General features: G+C 65.5%; 16 protein-coding genes. 13 read left to right on the top strand and 3 right to left on the bottom strand.

What is annotated here, in order from left to right; translation table 11 throughout:
• The first annotated feature begins 52 nt into the window (after positions 1-52).
• The 10 genes from CWT10_RS02420 (at position 53) to CWT10_RS02375 (ending at position 11,860) form a co-directional block, all read left to right on the top strand.
• A complete protein-coding gene (locus CWT10_RS02420) occupies positions 53-1,396 on the top strand; it encodes an EsaB/YukD family protein (RefSeq protein ID WP_244936768.1) in 1,344 nt (447 codons plus the stop codon).
• The gene (eccB, locus tag CWT10_RS02415; protein WP_103062661.1) at positions 1,396-2,727 is read left to right on the top strand and encodes a type VII secretion protein EccB; all 1,332 of its coding nucleotides are present in this window, start codon (positions 1,396-1,398) and stop codon (positions 2,725-2,727) included. The genes CWT10_RS02420 and eccB overlap by 1 nt, the downstream gene beginning before the upstream one ends.
• Positions 2,724-4,334 (top strand): S8 family serine peptidase, encoded by a 1,611-nt coding sequence (locus tag CWT10_RS02410; protein ID WP_103062662.1) that lies wholly within the window; start codon positions 2,724-2,726, stop codon positions 4,332-4,334. Before eccB ends, CWT10_RS02410 begins: the two co-directional genes overlap by 4 nt.
• A 54-nt stretch (positions 4,335-4,388) precedes the next feature.
• Positions 4,389-4,904 carry a YbaB/EbfC family nucleoid-associated protein gene (locus tag CWT10_RS02405; protein ID WP_103062663.1) on the top strand — a complete coding sequence of 172 codons (516 nt, stop codon included), beginning with the start codon at positions 4,389-4,391 and terminating at the stop codon, positions 4,902-4,904.
• Complete coding sequence (locus CWT10_RS02400; protein ID WP_103062664.1) at positions 4,904-5,212, top strand: type VII secretion target; 309 nt, start codon at positions 4,904-4,906, stop codon at positions 5,210-5,212. The genes CWT10_RS02405 and CWT10_RS02400 overlap by 1 nt, the downstream gene beginning before the upstream one ends.
• Positions 5,213-5,270: 58 nt before the next feature.
• Positions 5,271-8,048: a hypothetical protein gene (locus tag CWT10_RS02395; RefSeq protein WP_103062665.1), complete on the top strand. Its 2,778-nt coding sequence runs from the start codon at positions 5,271-5,273 to the stop codon at positions 8,046-8,048.
• Positions 8,049-8,198: 150 nt separating this feature from the next.
• Complete coding sequence (locus CWT10_RS02390; RefSeq protein WP_233188087.1) at positions 8,199-8,855, top strand: DUF6301 family protein; 657 nt, start codon at positions 8,199-8,201, stop codon at positions 8,853-8,855.
• 114 nt (positions 8,856-8,969) lie between these two features.
• The gene (locus tag CWT10_RS02385; RefSeq protein ID WP_103062666.1) at positions 8,970-9,932 is read left to right on the top strand and encodes a hypothetical protein; all 963 of its coding nucleotides are present in this window, start codon (positions 8,970-8,972) and stop codon (positions 9,930-9,932) included.
• On the top strand, positions 9,929-10,456 hold the full coding sequence (locus CWT10_RS02380; RefSeq protein ID WP_103062667.1) for a hypothetical protein: 528 nt from the start codon (positions 9,929-9,931) through the stop codon (positions 10,454-10,456). Before CWT10_RS02385 ends, CWT10_RS02380 begins: the two co-directional genes overlap by 4 nt.
• A 786-nt stretch (positions 10,457-11,242) precedes the next feature.
• Complete coding sequence (locus CWT10_RS02375; RefSeq protein WP_233188088.1) at positions 11,243-11,860, top strand: DUF6301 family protein; 618 nt, start codon at positions 11,243-11,245, stop codon at positions 11,858-11,860.
• An 86-nt stretch (positions 11,861-11,946) separates the two neighbouring features.
• Here CWT10_RS02375 and CWT10_RS02370 read toward each other — a convergent pair whose 3' ends face one another.
• Complete coding sequence (locus tag CWT10_RS02370) at positions 11,947-12,855, bottom strand: hypothetical protein (protein ID WP_103062668.1); 909 nt, start codon at positions 12,853-12,855, stop codon at positions 11,947-11,949.
• Positions 12,856-13,182: 327 nt separating this feature from the next.
• Here CWT10_RS02370 and CWT10_RS02365 point away from each other — a divergent pair, with 327 nt between their 5' ends.
• Both CWT10_RS02365 and CWT10_RS02360 read left to right on the top strand, forming a co-directional pair.
• Entirely contained in the window at positions 13,183-13,605 is a 423-nt protein-coding gene (locus CWT10_RS02365; RefSeq protein WP_103062669.1) for a hypothetical protein, read from the top strand.
• 108 nt (positions 13,606-13,713) lie between these two features.
• Positions 13,714-15,105, top strand: a complete 1,392-nt coding sequence (locus CWT10_RS02360; RefSeq protein WP_103062670.1) for a hypothetical protein — start codon at positions 13,714-13,716, stop codon at positions 15,103-15,105.
• A 20-nt stretch (positions 15,106-15,125) separates the two neighbouring features.
• On the opposite strand, the gene CWT10_RS02355 is transcribed toward CWT10_RS02360, so the two are convergent.
• Entirely contained in the window at positions 15,126-15,680 is a 555-nt protein-coding gene (locus CWT10_RS02355; protein WP_103062701.1) for an amino-acid N-acetyltransferase, read from the bottom strand.
• A 121-nt stretch (positions 15,681-15,801) separates the two neighbouring features.
• Positions 15,802-16,830, bottom strand: a complete 1,029-nt coding sequence (locus tag CWT10_RS02350; RefSeq protein ID WP_103062671.1) for a sugar-binding transcriptional regulator — start codon at positions 16,828-16,830, stop codon at positions 15,802-15,804.
• A gap of 143 nt (positions 16,831-16,973) precedes the next feature.
• On the opposite strand from CWT10_RS02350, the gene CWT10_RS02345 reads away from it, so the two are divergent.
• Positions 16,974-18,707, top strand: coding sequence for a glycerol-3-phosphate dehydrogenase/oxidase (locus tag CWT10_RS02345; RefSeq protein WP_103062672.1), 1,734 nt, complete (start codon positions 16,974-16,976; stop codon positions 18,705-18,707).
• Positions 18,708-19,263: the final 556 nt, after the last annotated feature.

Here is a 19,263-nt window from a genome sequence, read left to right as displayed (position 1 = left end):
AGCGTGGCTCTCCCGTCTGCGCGCGGTTAGTTCCCGTTGCAGGAGAGTGTCTTTGAGTCCGTCGAGTAGCACCGTACGCGAGACGGGCGTACTGCCCGTTACTGTCGTGCACCGCAATGTTCCGGCGGATGTCGCCCTACCGGCGAGTCTGCCACTGTCCGAGGTCCTGCCCGCCCTGGCACAGCGCCTAGAAGCACTTGAAGCCGACGGGGCCGTCTACGGAATGCGCCTGGTGACGCAGGCCGGGGTCGAGTTGGAGGACTCCCGTTCACTGGCGGATCAGCGCGTAGCCGTCGGCAGCGTACTGAAACTGGAGGTGCGCACCACTGACTCCGAGACCCGCTATGACGATCTCGTGGAGGCGGTGGCCACCGCCGTAGAACAGCAGGAGGTCGCTTGGAGACCCGCAGACTCGACAATCCTGTCAATCATGTCCACCTGCGTGTTGTTTCTGGTGGCGGGCATGTTGCTGGTGTTGAAGGGCGACGGCACCGCGATCGCCCCCGCAGTTGCGGCGACAGCCGCACTGGTGCTGATACTTGCCGCGTACGCCCTCAGGCGCCTGGGCGGGAACCAAGGCTGGGCACTGGTGTTCACCGCTGGTGCGCTGGCCGGAGTCGCCGCGTACACAGGTCTGCTGGCAAGCGCCGCACCGATGGGCTTGCGGCTCGCTGCTGCGGGCGCGGCGCTGGCCGTCACAGTGCTTTCTTGCATGCCTGTGCTCGGGGCACAGGAGCGTCAACTCGTCGCCGGGCCGGTGCTCATAGCTATCGCATTGGCAGGTGTGGGAGTCGGCCTGGAGCCGGCACATCAGCCCATGCAGCATCTGTTGGCGATCGTTGCTGCCTGCTCCGCCGTTATTTCGCTGTTGGCGCCCTGGCTCGCCCTGGCGTCGGTACCGATCGAGGTCAGCCTGCCGGACCGCACCGACGCGATCAGCATCGAGCCGGGAACGGAGGTGACTCCCTCCCTTACCTCTCGCGTGATGAGCGCGCGCGGGCTGGTGCTGTCCTCCCGTATCGCCTGTTCTCTGATCGTGTTCGTCTCGGTCCCCGGCCTGATGTCGCAGGGATGGGCCGGCCCAGCCCTGGCCGGCGCCATCGCGGTCGCCTCGCTGCTCGGCACGCGCGCGGTGCGCTCACGTGCTGACGTGGTGGCAGGGATCGTCGGCGGCATGCTGATTCTGGCCGCTCTGGTGGTGACCGTGGCGATCAGCCGCACCGATTTGGTCATGCCGGTGGTGGCGCTTATGGGGGTGACTGGGGTCGCAGTACTGCTGCTCAACGTGCTCGGCCCCAGTTACCGTCCACGTTTGACGCGGATCGCCGACGCCTTGGAGATCCTGGTGCTGCTGACGATTCTGCCGCTGGCGGCACTAGCCTGCGAGGTGCTGTAGTGGCCTCGAATAAGGACATTCTCGACGCACAGCGCTTCAATCGCCGCCGCCTGGTCACCGTGTTCGTGACCGGCGCGCCGGGCGGCCGGGAGCTGGAGCCACGCAGCATGATGCGCCCGCTTATCGGCGGCATCGCGGTTTCACTGGTCATCCTGCTGGTCTCGTGGGTTTCTGGCCTGTTCGTCAGTTCTCTGCCGGACAACTGGGAGAACAACACGCTGGTGGTGGTCAATGACGAGGGCTCCCGCTACCTGACGATCAATGGCAGGCTGCGTCCGGTCACGAATCTGGCCAGTGCGATGCTGCTGTCGGAGGCCGGATCTTTCCAGCAGGTCTCAGTGGACGCCTCGGTTCTGGACGGCATTGAGCGCGGCAGCAAGGTGGGAGTCGACGACGCCCCGGAGCACCTTCCCGAGGCCAGCCGCTTGGTAGCGCAGGATTGGTCCGCCTGCTCGGCACAGGACGGAAGCACCATGACCTACTTGGGGGCTGCGCCTACCGGCTTGAGCGACGTGCAGCATGCCCTGGTCTCCATAGGTGAAACCACCTATCTGGTCGCTGATGGTGTCAGTCATGAGATCCCGGCGGAGCGGCTGGGCACCACGCTGTTGGCTTTGGGTCTGGAGTCGGAACCCGTAGTCGCCGTCGACGCCGCGTGGCTCAATCTGTTCACGCGCGGCAGCAGATTGGAACCTTTCTCGGTGCCGGGGGCGGGTACCCCGGTCGACGGTCTGTCATCGGCGATTCTCGATCCTGTGGCGGGCATGCTGCTGTCTGTCAACGACGCTTCCGGATCCGAGCGGTACTACGTGGTGCAACAAGACGGCAGCCTGAGCCGTCTCAGTGAGGTGGCGGTGACCATGTACCAGCTCGGCGAGGGGGCGGGCGGTTCCATCCAGGAGGTCGGAGTCTCGGATCTGACGCACGTGTCCACCAGCGGTGGCGCACCCGCGGATTGGCCCGAATCCCTGTCCACGGGCGTTTCCGGAGAGAATACCGTCTGCGCCGTTCTCAATGCGGCCTCGGCTGCTGGTCCCTCGCAGTCGACTGCCCTTGCCTCGGCGGAGACGATAGCCTCCGGTGGTGTCAGCGTGACCGGTGGCGCCGGCGCACTGGTGCGTGCGGTCTCCGGCGGCACTATAGGACCGGTATTCCTCATCACCGATGCAGGTCGATCCTGGGGTTTGGGCGGCACACTCAGTGACACGGTACAGAGGTTGGGGTATACCGAGGACCAGATCGCCTCGGTGCCCTCACCGTGGTTGGCCCTGTTTCCCACCGGCGCGGAACTCTCCCCGGAGACGGTCTGGGAGGGGGTGACCGAACAATGAGCGGTTGCAGAACTCTTAGCGATGTGGGCGGGCCGGGGCTTTGGCGTATACGCCGTCGCCGTGCCGCTGCCCTGACCGTACTTGCCGCTGCCATGGTCGTATTTGCAACGAGTCTCCCGGTGGCCGGCACTGCGTCTGCGGATGAGACCCCCACCTCCAACAGTCCCGACGGCTTCATCGCACGCACCACAGCGCCTGACAATCAGACAACTCAACCACGGCCTGCCCCGGAGCCCACCTCGCAGGCACCAGCGGATGAGCCGGCCGCCCCGGACCCAACTGAGCCCGAGCCGGATCCCATTGAAACTGTGGAGCCGACGCCGGAACCAATTCCCACTACGCCGCCCGAGCCGAGCACTGCCACCGAGCTGGCGGATTGCGAACCGGGTCAGGCGGCATTGGTGCCAGCGGCGCCGATGGTGATCACTCAAATCGGAATCGAACAGGCCTGGACGGTATCGACCGGGCAGGGAATCGTGGTCGCAGTCGTCGATTCCGGCGTGGAAGCCACCAACCCTCACCTCACGCATGCACTCGTAGATGGTGTGGACCTGACCGGAACCGGCGAGCCAACCACGGACGTGGACGGCTTGGGCACCGCCGTCGCCGGAGTGATCAGTGGGCGAACCGTCCCCGGATCGGGTTTGAAAGGGCTTTCACACGACGCCGGGATCATGCCGGTTAAGGTGCTGACCGATACCTCGGACTGGGCGGTTGAGGCGGGCACGGGCCCGCGCGTCGACCGGACTGCGGAGGGTATCGTCTGGGCGGCGGATCACGGGGCGAATATCATCGTGGTGCCGCGCGCTCTGACCGAAGGCTCTACGGAACTGGCAGCCTCCGTGGAGCACGCGACCGCATCCGGAGCGTTGGTGGTTGCCTCCACCGGCGACTGGCCGCTTCAGGAGCCCGCCGGTTCCACGGCGTCCGCGCAGTCCACCGCCGATGCCATTGGCGCCGCCGGCACCAATGATGCCCAGCCACAACAGGCCGCTGCACGCTATCCCGCCGCCTACGAGGGCGTCCTAGGCGTGACTGCGCTGGATTCCACAGGGGCGGTCTCCGACGCCGTTCTGCACGGAGACGATGTCGACATCGCCGTGCCCGCCCAGTCAGTACTGACCGCGTTCTTAGGCGATGGTGACTGTGTGGTCTCCCAGCAGGCGGCTTCATCCGCATTGGCCACGGGATACGGCGGGGCCGCGGCGGCACTGGTGGCAGCCGCACATAGGACAGAGTCCCCGGCAGATTGGGAGTATCGACTCACTGTCACCGCTCTGCGCACTTCCCCGGCTGAGCGTAACCCGGCCACCGGCTGGGGGCTGGTGGCGCCCTACGCGGCTATTGAGTTCATCAACGATGGCACCGCGCTTGGCCCGGCCAATCCGCGCGGTTTTCAAACAAGGCCGATCCCGGCAGCGGTACTGGCCACACCCCCGTCAACTGACCCGGCACCCGCGCGCCGGCGGCAGCTAGCGGCAGGTATCGGCGCCGTCGGTACGACGGCGTTGCTGGTCGCGATGGTCGCTTCGAAGGGGCGAGATCGCGCACGTCGGCCCGGGCGTATTAGTGACGAAGCACCTAGGCGTTTGCCTGGCCGATGGTGATGCACATCTGGTATGTTCCGGTTTGGTTAAGCCGGGTGAGGAGCGTGGTTGCTGATGACTGATGAGATTGATGACGCGGCGGCGCGGGCGCATGCGGATATTGATGGCTGGGTACGTCACGCGCAGGAGCGGGCGGAGGCCTCGCGCAGGCTGGCGGACCAGGTTGAGGCGCTGCGTGAGACGGAGGTTACTCGTGACCGGGCGATCAGTGTGACGGTTGACGCGGCTGGCAGGCTGGTGGATTTGCAACTGCGCGGTCCAGCTATGGACTTCACGCCGGCCGACTTGGCGGCGGCGATTATGCGGGCGGTTAAGAAGGCCTCTGGGCGTGCAGGTGAGAAGACGGCCCGGATGGCTGCTGGGGTGTGGGGTGAGGACTCGCAGGTCACTGAACGTATCCGGCGGGCCTATGCCCCGGGGCAAGACGCTGGCGGCGGGCAGGCACGGCCGGAACGCAGGCCTGGGGCTGCGCCGCGACGTGGGGGTCTGATTGATCCGACCGGCTCGTTGGGCTCGTTCGGACAGGACGGGGGCAGGCGCGATGGGCGCGGAAGTGAAGGTGGTTGGTGATGGCTGATTTGGAGGTCTCTCCGGAGGTGTGGCGTACTCACGCCGGGCATGTGGCTGACGTCGCAGACGAGTTGGGTACCATCGACCAGGCGTCGGACGCGGCGCTGAGTGGGTTGCCGTTCGGGGTGATTTGTACACCGCTGTTCGCTCCTGCTTACGCGGTCGCCAAGTTGGCTTTTGACTCGGGTACCTCCGCGCTCGGTGGGCAGCTGGAGGACGACGCGCAGACGCTGAAGGTTGTGGCCACTGATTTTGAGGAGACCGACTCCCAGGCGGCTACCGACGCCAACAGCACCTACACCGTGTAAAGCTCCGAGAGTGCACTCGCACATTTGACTTGTTTCAGCTCACCTTTGGAGGCCTGTCGTGACTGTCGCTAACCCGCTGGTTGCCGCGCAACAGGAGTCGGAGTCGTCGTTTTGGGCGGGCACCGGTGTTGGCGAGGACATCTCCGATTTGAGTCAGGCCATCGGCGAGGGTTCGTGGGTGCAGGGGAGCCTGGCGGGTGTGGGTCTGGCCGGGGATATGCTCTTTACCGTCACCAACCCGATTGCCGCTGGTGTCAGTATCATCATCGGTTGGATTATTGAGCATGTCTACCCGTTGGATGAGATGTTGGAGCAGCTCACCGGTGATGCGGACGCGGTGACGGCCGGGTCGCAGACCTGGGCGAATATCGCTGGCGCTTACACCCAGCAGGCCACGGACCTGCGGGACTATCTGGCCGCGGACATGGCTGATCAGGTCGGGCAGGCCGCGGATGCTTGGAGAACCCGTGCGGGTAAGTTGGCCGGCGGTATGGATGCCATGTCGGCTGCGGCGGCGAACATCGCCAAGGGGTTGGAGATCGCTGCGGCGATCGTGCAGTTCGTGCATGACATGGTGCGTGACGCCATCTCCGAGGCGATCGGCATGTTCTTCCAGGCGGCCGCGGAGGAGATCTTCTCCTTCGGGCTGGCCACCCCGGTGGTGGTGGGCCAGATCAGTACCTGGGTGGCGGACAAGGTGACCATGCTGGCTTCCAAGGCCAAGGAACTGGTCAATTCCTTTGCTGCACTTTCCGGGCTGTTGAAGAAGATCGAGCCAGGCGTCAGCAAGCTCATGAAGGACCTGAACAGGCTCGACCTGTCCGACTGGGCCGCTAACAAGGGCACCCAGGTGGGCCGCAACATCAAGAACCATATGAGCGGCTCCACACCCAAGCACCACACCCCAACCCTGACCGCCACCCACGCCACAGCCCGCACCACCAGCAACACCAGTGGCCACTCCACCACCAGTTCCGCCAGCGGCGGCCACGGCACCGCCAATAGCTCCAGCAGCTCCGGCGGCGCGGCAGGCGGTGGTTCTGGGCCGGGAGCCTCCTCCAGCGGCGGGACTCCAACCGCCGCTGGGATCCCGGGTTCCACCTATCATGGTCTTGACCCGATCCACGGAGACACAAGCAAGCCACCGACCTCAAGCCACGGTGGTGCGGGCTCACCGGCAGGATCTTCCTCCCACCAGTCCTCTCACGCCAGCACCGGTCCGAACAGTAATGCGGCAGCGTCGAGCGATTCTAGCTATCACGGTCTTGACCCGATCCACGGTGACACCACCAACGCGCCCTCTTCGCTCCGCAACGGCACCACGCACACAGATGCAGGTACTGCGCGCGCCGATGCCGGTAGTGGCGCTGAGTCCCCACGTGCAGCTCGCAGTGGCTCGGAGGGTGCTCACGCCAGCAGCCCTGACGCGGGCACCGGCCGGGCCGAGGCCGGCGGTGCCCACACCGGTGACGGCGCCGGCACGCATTCCTCGCGCACCCACTCCCCGGACGGCGACACCCCGGATACCAGCAGCCCGCGCCCCGAGCGCGCCCCCGAAGGCGAGCAGCCCGCCGCCCGACGTACCAACGACACCGGCAACGGCAAGACCGGCGCCGACACCGACCCCGGGCACACCAACCCAAACGACACCGACGCTCATGGCCGGCCCGATTCTGACGCCGACCCGGGCAACAACCGGCCTGCCGACCCCAACCCACAGAGGCATCACCCCGATGAGCACGGCAAACAGGCTCCCGACCAACACCCCCGGGATCCGGAGTCGCCGGATTCTGAGCACCCCAAGGGTCAGGAGCCCGAATCCGTATCTGCCCGCAGGGCCCCGGAAGACAACAGCTCCCGCTCGAACTCCGCAGCAGCCGAGACCACAACCCCACACACCAAAACCGACGACACGCCCAACCCGACCACCAACCACAACAACGAACCAGACACCGACACCACCCACAAGAGCAACACCGACACCGACAATGACCACGCAAAAGACAACACCGCCGATCAAGACAGCCAGCACGACACCAGTCACCACCACGACGCCAACGATCACGCCGACGCAGACGGGGCAGACGGTCCTGCCAGCGACGTTGATGACAGGTATCAGAAGAGTGTTCCTGAACTGTTCGAGGACCGAGAACGCTATATAAACGCGCGCGATGAGTTGCTGGACCACTTGGACGACTCAATGCCCGACGGCCTGGAACGAAGCGCCTTCAACGTCGAGAACCGAAAGCAGACCATACGTAATCTCTTAGATGACGGGTACGACCCAGAAAAGCTTGACGAGCTCGAGCAAACTGCAATCGACTTGAGTGCGGCCAGGCAGGATGTCTCTGAGACTTCCGCGGCGATCGGCGAGGTTGGCGGGCAACACTATTCGGACACGCATGGCGCTCCGGTGCTGGAGGCGTGGCGCAACGAGAATAATGGCCACACACCTCCGGGAGGCTACTCCGACGGCGCCGCCTTGAGCGGCGACCACAAGACCTTCTACGAACTAGAGTACAAGGGCGTCACCGCCAAGCTGAGCAAAACGCCTGTGCACACCACCTTCGAAGGAAACTTCCCTCAGGGCAGACCAGCGTATGCGCGCGATCACCTTATCACCGACCCGCGCTACGCCCAGTACTTCCATGACCATAAGGATGTGTGGGAGGCGATCAAGAGCGGGGAGACCAAACTATGCTTCCGAACCATTTCCACTCGTACAGCACACGGGGAGCCGCACGTGCAGGACATCCCCTTCGACCTGGTCGGAGACGGGCCAAACGGCCACAAGGTTCGCGACACCCTCCAGGAGATGATCGACGCGCTGGACTGAATGACAACCCGAACTACGAGCATTACATTATGTTCGCTTGATGATCCAGACAGTAGACATTGCAACCCGCATGGCCTAAACTACTTGGTAGCCTGGAAGGCAATGGTTCTTCTGGTTGGGCGGTAGGAGTGATTCAGGGAGGAAACAGGCATGAGCACTAGTAGCAATGAACAGGCTGACTCAGGCGTACCCGCCCCGGGGACTGGCAGCACGACCGGGGCGGTTCCGGGGTTTGAGCTGTCTTTGCCCGGTGGTGGGGTGTTTCGAGTGGTTCCACCGGAGGTGGGCGTGCCGGTGATCCGACTGTGGTTGGAGCACGAGTGGCCCATGAGCATCCAGCAGGGCCTGGAGCTGCGCGACCGTCTCGGCTGGCAATCATCACCGACCAGGGAGACCATGTTTACCACCGGCCACGACCTGGGCGGCAAGGACGCCTCTTTCTTCACGCTCAAAGGCCAGATTGGGGCCTTCCGTATGGGGCTGGCTTCGCGTATTCCTAAGGCCAGTGCGCCGCCGGAAGCCTCTGTGCTGGTGCGCCAGGCATACGACCAGTACATCCGGGTGCTGACCGACTTGTACGGCACCGGCACCACGAAACACTTCCAGGGGCGCAACGGCCCCCAGGAATCCACCACCTGGACCCTACCGACCGGAGCATCACTGACAGTCGGCGTCCTGGGAAGGATTATTGACGCTACCGTGGACTCGCCCGCCGCCAACCGTGCCGCCGAAGCCGAACGCCGCTACCTCGCGGAGGAAGCCGAGTTCCCCACCGAACCCCCACCACGAACCCGCACCAACAAGTAACCCAAGACAGTCACCGCGACACCGACACCCCTCCAGATCCTCCCGCCGGACGAGCATGGCTATCATGCGGATGGCAATGCATGACTACGACACTCACACGCTCCAGGAACGACCATGTTTGACCTGATTGGTGACGACGGAGTGCGTCGTCCGTTCACCGGCGACATCCGCGATCTCCGCCCAGGCATCATTCAAGACCGTTTGCGCATTGACCAGGACGAGGCAACGCGCCTGGGACTGGGACAGATCCCCGATGATCTTGAGGACCAGTACTGGGACCGACGCTGGTACCCCACCCGCCCTGAAGACGGCACCATCGACTACGACTGCATAACCAAAGACGAGTTCTTTGAGCGCGACGCGGAGAACCTCCGCCGCAACCGGCTGCGCCACGCACAGTTGCATTACACGGTCACCGAGGACGCACGCGGCAGGACCCGTGTACGCCAAGTCCCGCCGAAAAGGCCCCGCTGGGCGGATGACCCGACGGGACTGAAGATGCTCCCGCCCACCTGCCGGTTCAGGTTGCGACGGGGCTTTCTGACCAGCATCCGCCTCAACACCGACCAGCCTGAGCCCGACATCAATCAGTGGTTTGACAGGCTTAACCGTCAGGAACAGGACGCCTGGATCGTGGGGCTGTTCCGCACTGACGGTTCTGAAGGCCAGACCACATTCGTGCTGGAGTACTGCGGGCAGGCGTGGGCCGCCTCGCGCACCGACGCGGAGCCCTGGCCCACCGACCTGAACGCCACCGAACTAAGCATTCAGACACTGTGGTTGCCCGTGACCCTGACACCGCTACCAGCCGTCCCAACCGACTCGGGCAGCCCGATAACTGTCCCCCCATCCGCCGAGCCCGTACCGGCCGCGGTCGCCACCGACCACGCCTTGCTCGGCCCTTGGTGGAGTGATGGTGATCCGATCCTGCCGTACCGGCCCCAACCATGGGTGAAACCAGCCCCAAACCGTGAACACTTCCGACAAGCACAGGGCTACAAAGCCAAACTGGCCTACCGGAAGGCCCAGGAACGCAAGCAAGACGAGTCCCATAAACAGGAGGACACCATCCGATGACCACGCCCAGCCAGTCGGTTCCCGATCAGCCCACGCCCGAGGAACGCTTCAAGCGCGCCGTCGCCGGCCTGCGCGAGCTCCCACCCACCGGGGCCGTCACCTTCCGCGGTATCACCAGCCCGACCGGCACCCAGCCAGGAGTGGTGGTACCCCAGGGCATCACCGCCACCAGTCGCGACCTAGTCATAGCCACCGCAGGAATGACCAGCCCCGGTATCGCCGTCGTGGTAGTGCACACAGGAAGGGACGTGGCACCGGTATCTGCCGTACCCCAGGCCCAGGAGGTGGCCCTTCTGCCCGGAACCGTCCTGTACACCGGCCGCTTCCTCCAGGTCGCCGGACACACCGTCGAACTGATCGAGCAGCTCATGCCCACCGATGACCAGCAGTGGGCCAGCCAGCTCACCAACGACGCCGTCGCCCAACTCATGCGCGCCGTCGCCACCACCATCACTAACGCCCAGGGCCAAACACCCCCGGTAGACCCCGCCTACTGCGCCCGCTTCGCCACCCCAATCGCATGAGCAACAGCCCGGCACATACTGCTGTGCCGGGCCGACGGGTTGGTCAACTGACTGACAAGCTGAACCAGCACCCGGCACCCGAGTCATAGCAGCCCAGCCGATCACCGCAACCCATAGCGCCGCTCCTGGCTCTCACGCACCGGCAGTCCCATTGCCGAGGCGCCGGATGCCAGCAGCCCGCGCCCCGAGCGCGCCCCCGGGATCCGGAGTCGCCGGATTCTGAGCACCCCAAGGGTCAGGAGCCCGAATCCGTATCTGCCCGCAGGGACCCGGAAGACAACAGCCCCCGCTCGAACTCCGCAGCAGCCGAGACCACAACCCCACACACCAAAACCGACGACACACCCAACCCGACCACCAACCACAACAACGAACCAGACACCGACACCGACACCGACAACGACCACGCAAAAGACAACACCGCAGATCAAGACGGCCAGCACGACACCAGTCACGACCACGACGCCAGCGATCACGCCGACGCAGACGGGGCAGACGGTCCTGCCAGCGACGTTGATGACAGGTATCAGAACAGTGAGCCTTTCTCATCAGGAGCCCCGGGTCCACCGGGATCTGCGTAATGACAGAGAAGATTCGGTACAACGCGGGGGCACTGCGGCCCCCCGTGGACGCGACCCTCGCTCTCTACCGACAATTACCGGCTCTTCGCGCCGTTCTCCTGCTCCGATCCGCCAGTTCTGGCGAGAAAAGGCTCATTGCCACCCGCATGACCTAAAGTACTTGGTAGCGCAGAGGGCCACAGCTTCGCTGAGGGAGGAAGCAGGTATGAGCAGTGCCAGCGGCGGACAGGCCGGGGCGGTTCCGGGGTTTGAGCTGTCTTTGCCCGGTGGTGGGGTGTTTCGAGTGGTTCCACCAGAGGTGGGCGTGCCGGTGATCCGACTGTGGTTGGAGCACGAGTGGCCCATGAGCATCCAGCAGGGCCTGGAGCTGCGCGACCGTCTCGGCTGGCAATCATCACCAACAGACGAGATGATGTTTACCACCGGCCACAACCTGGGCGGCAAAGACGCCTCATTCATTATCGGTGAAGGTCAGATGGATTCCTTCCGTATGGGGCTGGCCTCGCGTATTCCTAAGGCCAGTGCGCCGCCGGAGGCGCCTGCGCTGGTGCGCCGGGCATACGACCAGTACGTCCGGGTGCTGACCGACTTGTACGGCACCGGCACCACGAAACGCTTCCAGGGGCGCAACGGCCCCCAGGAATCCACCACCTGGACCCTACCGAGCGCAGCATCACTGCGCCTGGGCACCGTCGGGCGAGTCCTCAGCGCCACCGTAAACTCGCCCGCCGCCAACCGTGCCGCCGAAGCCGAACGCCGCTACCTCGCGGAGGAAGCCGAGTTCCCCACCGAACCCCCACCACGACCCCGCACCAACAAGTAACCCAAGACAGTCACCGCGACACCGACACCCCTCCAGGACAGAGGCTCAGCATAGTCGTTGGCTGGGTTGGGGGTTGTTAGAGGTACTCACCGCAACCCATAGCGCCGCTCCTGACTCTCACGCACCACCTGCTGCGCTTGCCAGGTGACACCCGACAGTGGAATGTACTCATGCGTCTCCTGCGTGTAGCCACGGGCCACCGCCCAGTCCCAAATCCGAGAGCACTGGGCTACGGCCTTCGCCTCCAACGACGGCGGCCACGTCCCCATCCAGGACAGCCCCATCAACTCCACCGCCTGCCCATCCGGCATCACCATGCACGCATCCGCGCTCTTAATCACCTTCCCCAGCGTCACCCGGGCGAACAGACTGGTGCGCGACGTCGGCCAAGGGAAGTCACGCGTTTGTCCAAACACATGCAGGTGGATTCCAGTCGCGTCCAGCACGGTATGACTGCGCTGCACAAAGACAACCAGAGCCAGCGACGCCAGGCCCGCAAACAGCGCCACCAGTATGTAGCCAATCCTGTCCGGCTCATTCACCAGGTACCAGCCGGCGCCGTACAGACAGGCTACACCGAAGCCCGCCGTCAACCAGAAGGCAAAACCACCTGATGCCGTGATATTGGACTTGAGCACGAGCCGTTCCTCGGACAGTGGAATGGGAGCCTCCTCGACATTGAGCAGCTTCTCCTGATCCGTCGCCCCTGACGACTCGAAGCCGACCGGCGGTTGCCCGCTCGGCAGCGGCACCCCCTGACCTGCAGAAACGCCCGGCTGCCCGTAGCCGTAACCGAACTGGTCTCCGTAGCCGCGCTGCGCGGGGCCGTACCCGTATTGTCCGGCGGTGGGAGCCTGCCCGTGTCCAGCCGAGCCGTTCTCCTGCCCGTACTGGCCATATCCTTGGAAGTCCTGGGCGCCCGGAACGTGGCCGTAGCCCTGCCCATGCTCTTCAGGATCCTGCCCCCACCCGGGGTACGGACTCGGCTGGGTCATCTCATCCTCCTTGTCACAGGATGGTCATGGTAACGGTCTGAGCAGGCGTCCACAAGCACGACGTCCGAGAGTCATGCCGCCGGATGTTGCCCCTTCCACAGCCGTACCCGGTGGCAAACCGGGGATCGCGAGCGTAGTGTGTTCGTGACATGGTGTCGGTCAGAACACCCCTCCAGGGCCACCCAGTTAGCGCCTGCGGTCCACCCGGGGAGTTCACTCCGAAGCCATGTCCCCATCCACATCCACGATACGCACCGGCTACGGCCGGTCGTGTAACAACAGTACGCCGCCACCCACCGATTACTTTTGCGAACAGTTGGAGACGCAATGTCCGACACCTTCTCGGTCAACTACGATGCCGCGACGAGCAACTCCTCAAAGATGGCTACCGCCTCGGATGACTACGCCTCGCCCGCCGCATCGAGCGTAGGCTCGGTCACCGCGAATCAGTCGGCCACCACTTGGTCCACTCACATCGAGGCCTACAGTTGCATGCGCGCCTACTCGGATGTGCTTAGGCAACTACAGGCCTGCATAGCCTCCACCCGCAAGGACCTGGACACCCTCAAGACGAACTATGACGCCGCCATCACCGCCTTTGCCGAGCAGGATGAGCAGAGCAAGAACGAAGCCCGGCAGAAGCTCAAGAACTGGAGCGCCAACCGATCCGAGATCCCAAACACGTCGGCGCCAACTGACACAATAACGGTAGGTGTCGGCCCCGGCCAGGTAAAGGGCACCCTCTACTGAACTCACCCGGAAGACATGCTCTGCTGGGTTGGACGCTCGCTCCCGCCAAGCACAGACGGCATGAAGAAGACTGACACGCATCGAAGGACCGACAAGGACTGACGCAGCATGGGAACTAACGTCGAGGAGCTGAAGAAGATCCACGATCTCGACCTGGACGACTACGGGGACGACGCCACCATCGCCCGGATTCGGGCCGACCTGGTCTCCTGCGATGACACCATCCGCTCCATCGCTGCCAACCCCGCATTCGAGGGAGAGACTCAGCATGCGGTTACCGGGGCACTCGCCCAACTGCAGACCGAGGTGCGCAAATGGTATACCGCTGTGGGTGCCATCAAGACAGTGCGCACCACGGCACGCGACTCCATGCGTACTGCGAAACCCAAGTACGAGGAATTGCCATCAGCCCTGACCCATGAGGAAGAGACCCCTCTGGGCACCGTGACCGTGCCGAACACCACGTCACAGGAAATGGATCAGAGCGCACTGAAGCGCGAGCAGCAGGCCGCCGAGGCCCTCTCCCCCATGGACACCACCCTGACCGCTTCTGCGCAGGCGCTGCGGGAAATCGACCTGTCCCGGCCGGCCTTCGACCCGAACCGTCAGGTGGACCAGACGCCGCTCGAAGAGTCTCCCGGTTACAACCCCGCAAACCATGGCGGTGGCACCGGGATGCACAACGGCGGTACCGGCTCGGCTACCACCTCATACAGCGGTGGCGGTGTTTCCGGCGGCGTGGGCATGACCGGCTACGGCACTGGTGCCGCGGTCCCCGGAGCCACCTACGGTTCCGCCACCGGAGCTTTCGGAGCGGCCGCAGCGGTCAGCAGTGGCAGGATTCTCAGCACTGCACACACCAGTCATCCCATTGCGGGACGAACCGCCTGGCAGACCACGCAGGTCGACCGCTTCACCAGCAATACCGACGCCAACGCTGTAGGCACAACGCAGCGGGCAGCCGCCCATGCCTCCGGCCGCTACACCGTTAAAAACGGCCGCCTCGTGCCCCTGACGTTCTCCGAGCACACCCCTGGCACCGGTGCCTCGAATAAGGCCGGTGTAATCGCCGGAACGGCAGGAGCTGCCGCGGCGGCGGCGGCAGCCGTTGCCGCCGCACGGGGACTAAGCAGCGGCTCCTCCACCGTGTTCACGCCCGGTTTGAACGCCGCCACCGCCTCCGGATCGGCGGCAGCATTGGGGGTGAGCGGAAACACCGGTATGGCGGGTACCGCTTCCGGTGGAGCCGCAGCACAGGGAAGCGGTGGAACAGGAACGCAGGGAGCAGCCGGGCGCCCAGTCATGGGAGCCCCCGCCGCAGCGGCGCGCGGCGCTACTCAGTCCCGCAAACGCCGTCGTCCTGACGGAATCTATGACATCCCGCTGCTAGAGGAATCTGTTGAGCATGAGCACAGCGGCGATCCCGGAGTGGCCGGACAGGCCGGCTCACTGGAAACCATGACGACGCCAGAATGGACTCGGGAGTCCGATACCTGGTGACTCCGGCCATCCGGCCGACCTCACCCGTCCAGTTCTAGCAGCATACGCGTATTACCCAGGGTGTTGGGCTTGGCGCGGGCCAGATCCAGGAACTCGGCAACGCCGTCGTCGTGGCTGCGCAACATCTCCACGAATATGTCGATTCCCACGGGCGTGCCCTGGATCTCCCGGAAACCGTGTGCAGCGAAGAAGTCGACCTCGAAGGTCAGGCAGAACACCCGCCGCAACCCCAGGGCGCGAGCCCGATCCAGCAGATCGTTCAAGATGGCATGGCCGACACCGCGATGCAGGTAATCGCGGCGCACCGCCAATGTTCGCACCTCAGCGATGTCGTCCCACATCACGTGCAGGGCACCGCAGCCGATCAGCCCGGACTCCTGCGCGCCGTCGATCCGCCCGGCACCCTCCGCAACGGTGAACTCCTGAATGTCCTCGAAGTAGTTGATCAGATCCTTGCCAATCAGAATGCGCCGTTCCGAGTAGGGGCGCACAAGTTCGGCGATCGCGCGGGCGTCGGCGGGCCGGGCCGGACGCAGCACGGTGCGCCAGCCGGCGTCCTGAAAGCGGTCGGGCATACTGGCCGCACCCGAACCGTCCGGAACCGGCACCGACTCCGACGCCGTAGCCGTAGCCGACGGCGTCAGGTCCACATCCGTCGCACCCGCATCGCCCGTATCCACTGCCGAGGCATGCCGGTCAGCGCTGCCGGTGCTGCCCGTTCTGCCCGTGGAGCCCATGATCGCGCTTCTCCTTCCGTGCGGCCAGTGCCAGCACTGCGCGGGCCGTCGCGTCGTCAACCACCAGGTCCGTCGCCACGCGCGCCCGCAGTGCCGCCAGCAGGGCACGCGCCTTGCCTACACCCGCCACTATGCACAGTCTGCGAGGAATCCGCGACAGTTGCGCCGGTGTTGGACCGGTGGCGCGCCCGTTGAGGGCGACATCACGCCACGTACCGTCCTGGCGCAGCATCACGGTGCACACATCGCCGACGACGCCGTCGTGCCGCAGCAACTCCAAGTCGCCATCGGTCAGGTGCCCGCCACTGTATACCTGGCTGGGCAGTGCCGCCGTGGGATCCGGCGAGCCAACACCGAATACGGCAACGGACGCCCGATCCGCCAAGGCCAGGATCCGCCTGATTGACCTTTCAGACCACATGGCCTGCCTGGTGGCGGCATGGTCGAAGAACGCTGGCACGGGGAAACCCACCGCCCGTGCCCCCAGCCGTTCGGCGAAGTCACCCAACACCTCACCCACATTTGGGCCATCCCCCTCGGGGGCGGTGGCGCCGTTGAGCTGCACCACCGTCAACCCGGGCACCCGCCTGCGCGGCAGGGCGGCGGACACCTCCGACATGGTGGTGCCCCAGGCGGTTCCCAGCACCCCGTTGTGCGGCGCGAGCGCCACCAATTCCTCAGCCGCCACGGCCGCGACCTGCTCCAGCCGGTGGATCTCGGTGGTTCCCTCACGCACCGGCACGATCCGCGCCGCCACATTGAAGGTGTCTCGCAGTGCCGCCTCCAGAGTGCCGGCGCCCCCCGGGGCGGTCAGGGTGATGCGCACAATGCCGTCAGCGCGTGCTCGGGCCAACATGCGAGAGACCGTGGACCGCGATACGCCCAGGTGGCGGGCGATCACATCCATCGTCTCCCCCTGCACGTAGTACATCGAGGCCGCCTCATAGCAACGCACAAGCGGTGCCGGGCCGGCAGTCCCAGACGTCATACTCGCCCCCTCCCCAAAGATGTGCACGTTCGTGCAATCTGTTTGCGCATTATCGCATACTGCGGTGATGCTGGGCACGCCGCCCTGCCCGCGGCGACCGCCGACGGGCCAGGCCGCTCGTACACACCCATAAGGAGAGCCCGATGCACGACACCGCCTTGACCACCACACAGCGCCAGGCCGCCCTGGAGGCCATGTCCGGCGGGGAGGGACTCGACATCCTCGTCGTAGGCGGGGGCGTCACGGGCGCGGGCATCGCCCTGGACGCCGCCGCCCGCGGTCTGCGCACCGGCATCGTCGAAATGGGCGATTGGGCCTCGGGCACCTCCTCCTGGTCCTCCAAACTCGTGCACGGCGGCCTGCGCTACCTGTACCAGTTGGACTTCGCACTGGTGCATGAGGCCCTGACCGAGCGCGGCCGACTACTCACCACCACCGCACCGCACCTGGTCAAGGCCCAGCCCTTCCTGTGGCCGCTTAAGCACCACTACGAGCGCTCCTACTCCGCCGTCGGCGTGGGCATGTATGACGCCCTGGCCATTGCCGGCGCCCGCGGACACCAGACCGTCCCGGTGCAAAAGCACCTAGGCCGCAAAGGCACCCGCGCCCTGGCCCCTGCGCTCAACCCGGAAAAGTTGGTCGGCGCGATCCGCTTCTACGACGCCCGCGTGGACGACTCCCGCCTGGTCATCGACCTGGTGCGCACCGCCGTCGGCCTGGGTGCCTACGCAGCCAACCGTGCCAAGGTGACCGGCTTCCTCAAGGACGCCCACGGCGCTGTCACCGGTGCGGCGGTCACCGACCTGGCCACCGGCCAGACCCATCAGATCCGAGCCGCCCACACCATCAACGCCACCGGCGTGTGGACCGAGGCCACCCAGGATCTGGCCACCGACGCGGGCGGGCTGAAGGTGCTCGCCTCCAAGGGGATTCACATCGTGGTCCCCAAGGAGTCCATCGACGCCGAAACCGGGATCTTCCTGCGCACCGAAAAGTCCGTGCTGTTCATCATCCCCTGGGCGCGCTACTGGGTGATCGGCACCACCGACACCCCGTGGGACCAGGACGTGGCCAAGCCTGTGGCCACGTCCGCCGACGTGGACTACGTGCTCGACCACGCCAACGAGGTCCTGTCCCGGCCCATCACGCGCGCGGACATCATCGGCGTCTATGCCGGGCTGCGCCCGCTCCTCCAGCCGCAGCTGCGTCCCGGCGCCGAGGCGGCCAGCACCAAGGTCTCCCGCGAGCACACCGTCACCCGGGTGGCACCGGGCCTGACCGCAATTGCCGGAGGCAAACTGACCACCTACCGGGTGATGGCGGCCGACGCCGTCGATCACGCACTTGGTGAGGCACTCGCCCACGCCCACCCCTGCGCCACCGCACAGCTACCGCTGGTCGGCGCCGCGGGCTACCACGAACTGGCCGAACGCGCCGGGGAAATCGCCCGCGAGCGCGGCTGGACGCTGGCGCGGGTCACCCATCTGCTGGACCGCTACGGCGACGAACTGCCGACAATGCTAGAGGCCATTGACATCCACGATGCCGAGGCGGCCGGGGAACCGACGTGGGGAGAACCGCTCGCGGGCGCGCCCGCCTTCCTGCGGGCCGAAGTCGCCTGGGCCGTCACCCATGAGGGCGCCGCCCACCTCGACGACGTACTGCTGCGCCGGGTGCGCCTGGACCTGGAGCGCCGCGACCGGGGCCTGGGTGTGGCCGACGAGGTGCTCGCCGTTATGGCCCCGCTGCTGGGCTGGGAGGAGGAAGAGGTCGCGGCGGAGAAGGCCGCCTACGCCGAGCGGGTGGAACAGCTCGCCGCCGCGGAGGCGGAGACCACCGACGCGGCCGCCGTCGCTCACGTCAGCCGCGCCGTCTGAGCCATTCACCCCCACCGAGTTCGGTAGAAATAACCACCGAGTTCGGTAGAAATAACCACCGAGTTCGGTAGAAATAACCATCGAGTTCGGTAGAAATAACCATCGAGTTCGGTAGATATGACGATCGAGTTCGGTCGTTATTACCATCGAGTTCGGTTGGTAGGGCCGGCTGGCCCGGGGGAAATGTCCAGATTCGGCACCAGCGATGTTCCCGCATCCGGTGGGCCCGGGGGAAGTGTCCAGATTCGGCGCAAACGATGCTCCCCCGCCCGACGCGTCCCGCCAGATCCGTATGATTCCAACGAATCTGAGAGTGTGCGCTGGGAGGGGCGGGGTGTTTGTGCCGATTCTGGACACTTTGGCTCCCAGGCGCCGGCCTACCGCCCTGGTGTGGTGGGCAGGCCCGGGCGTCTGATTGCCGACCGGGCCCTCCCCTGTCCGATCCGCTGGGACGCCTTTGGCTGTGAGCCGGGCTTGCGCCCCGGCCGGGCCCATAGCTCAGCCGGGCGCGGGGCTCGGCCGGGCCCGCAGATCAGCCATGCGCGCGATCCGGCCA

Source organism: Actinomyces qiguomingii, from assembly GCF_004102025.1.
Lineage (GTDB): Bacteria > Actinomycetota > Actinomycetes > Actinomycetales > Actinomycetaceae > Actinomyces > Actinomyces qiguomingii.
Note: the sequence above shows the minus strand (reverse complement) of the source record. Positions and strands in the feature narration are given on the sequence as shown.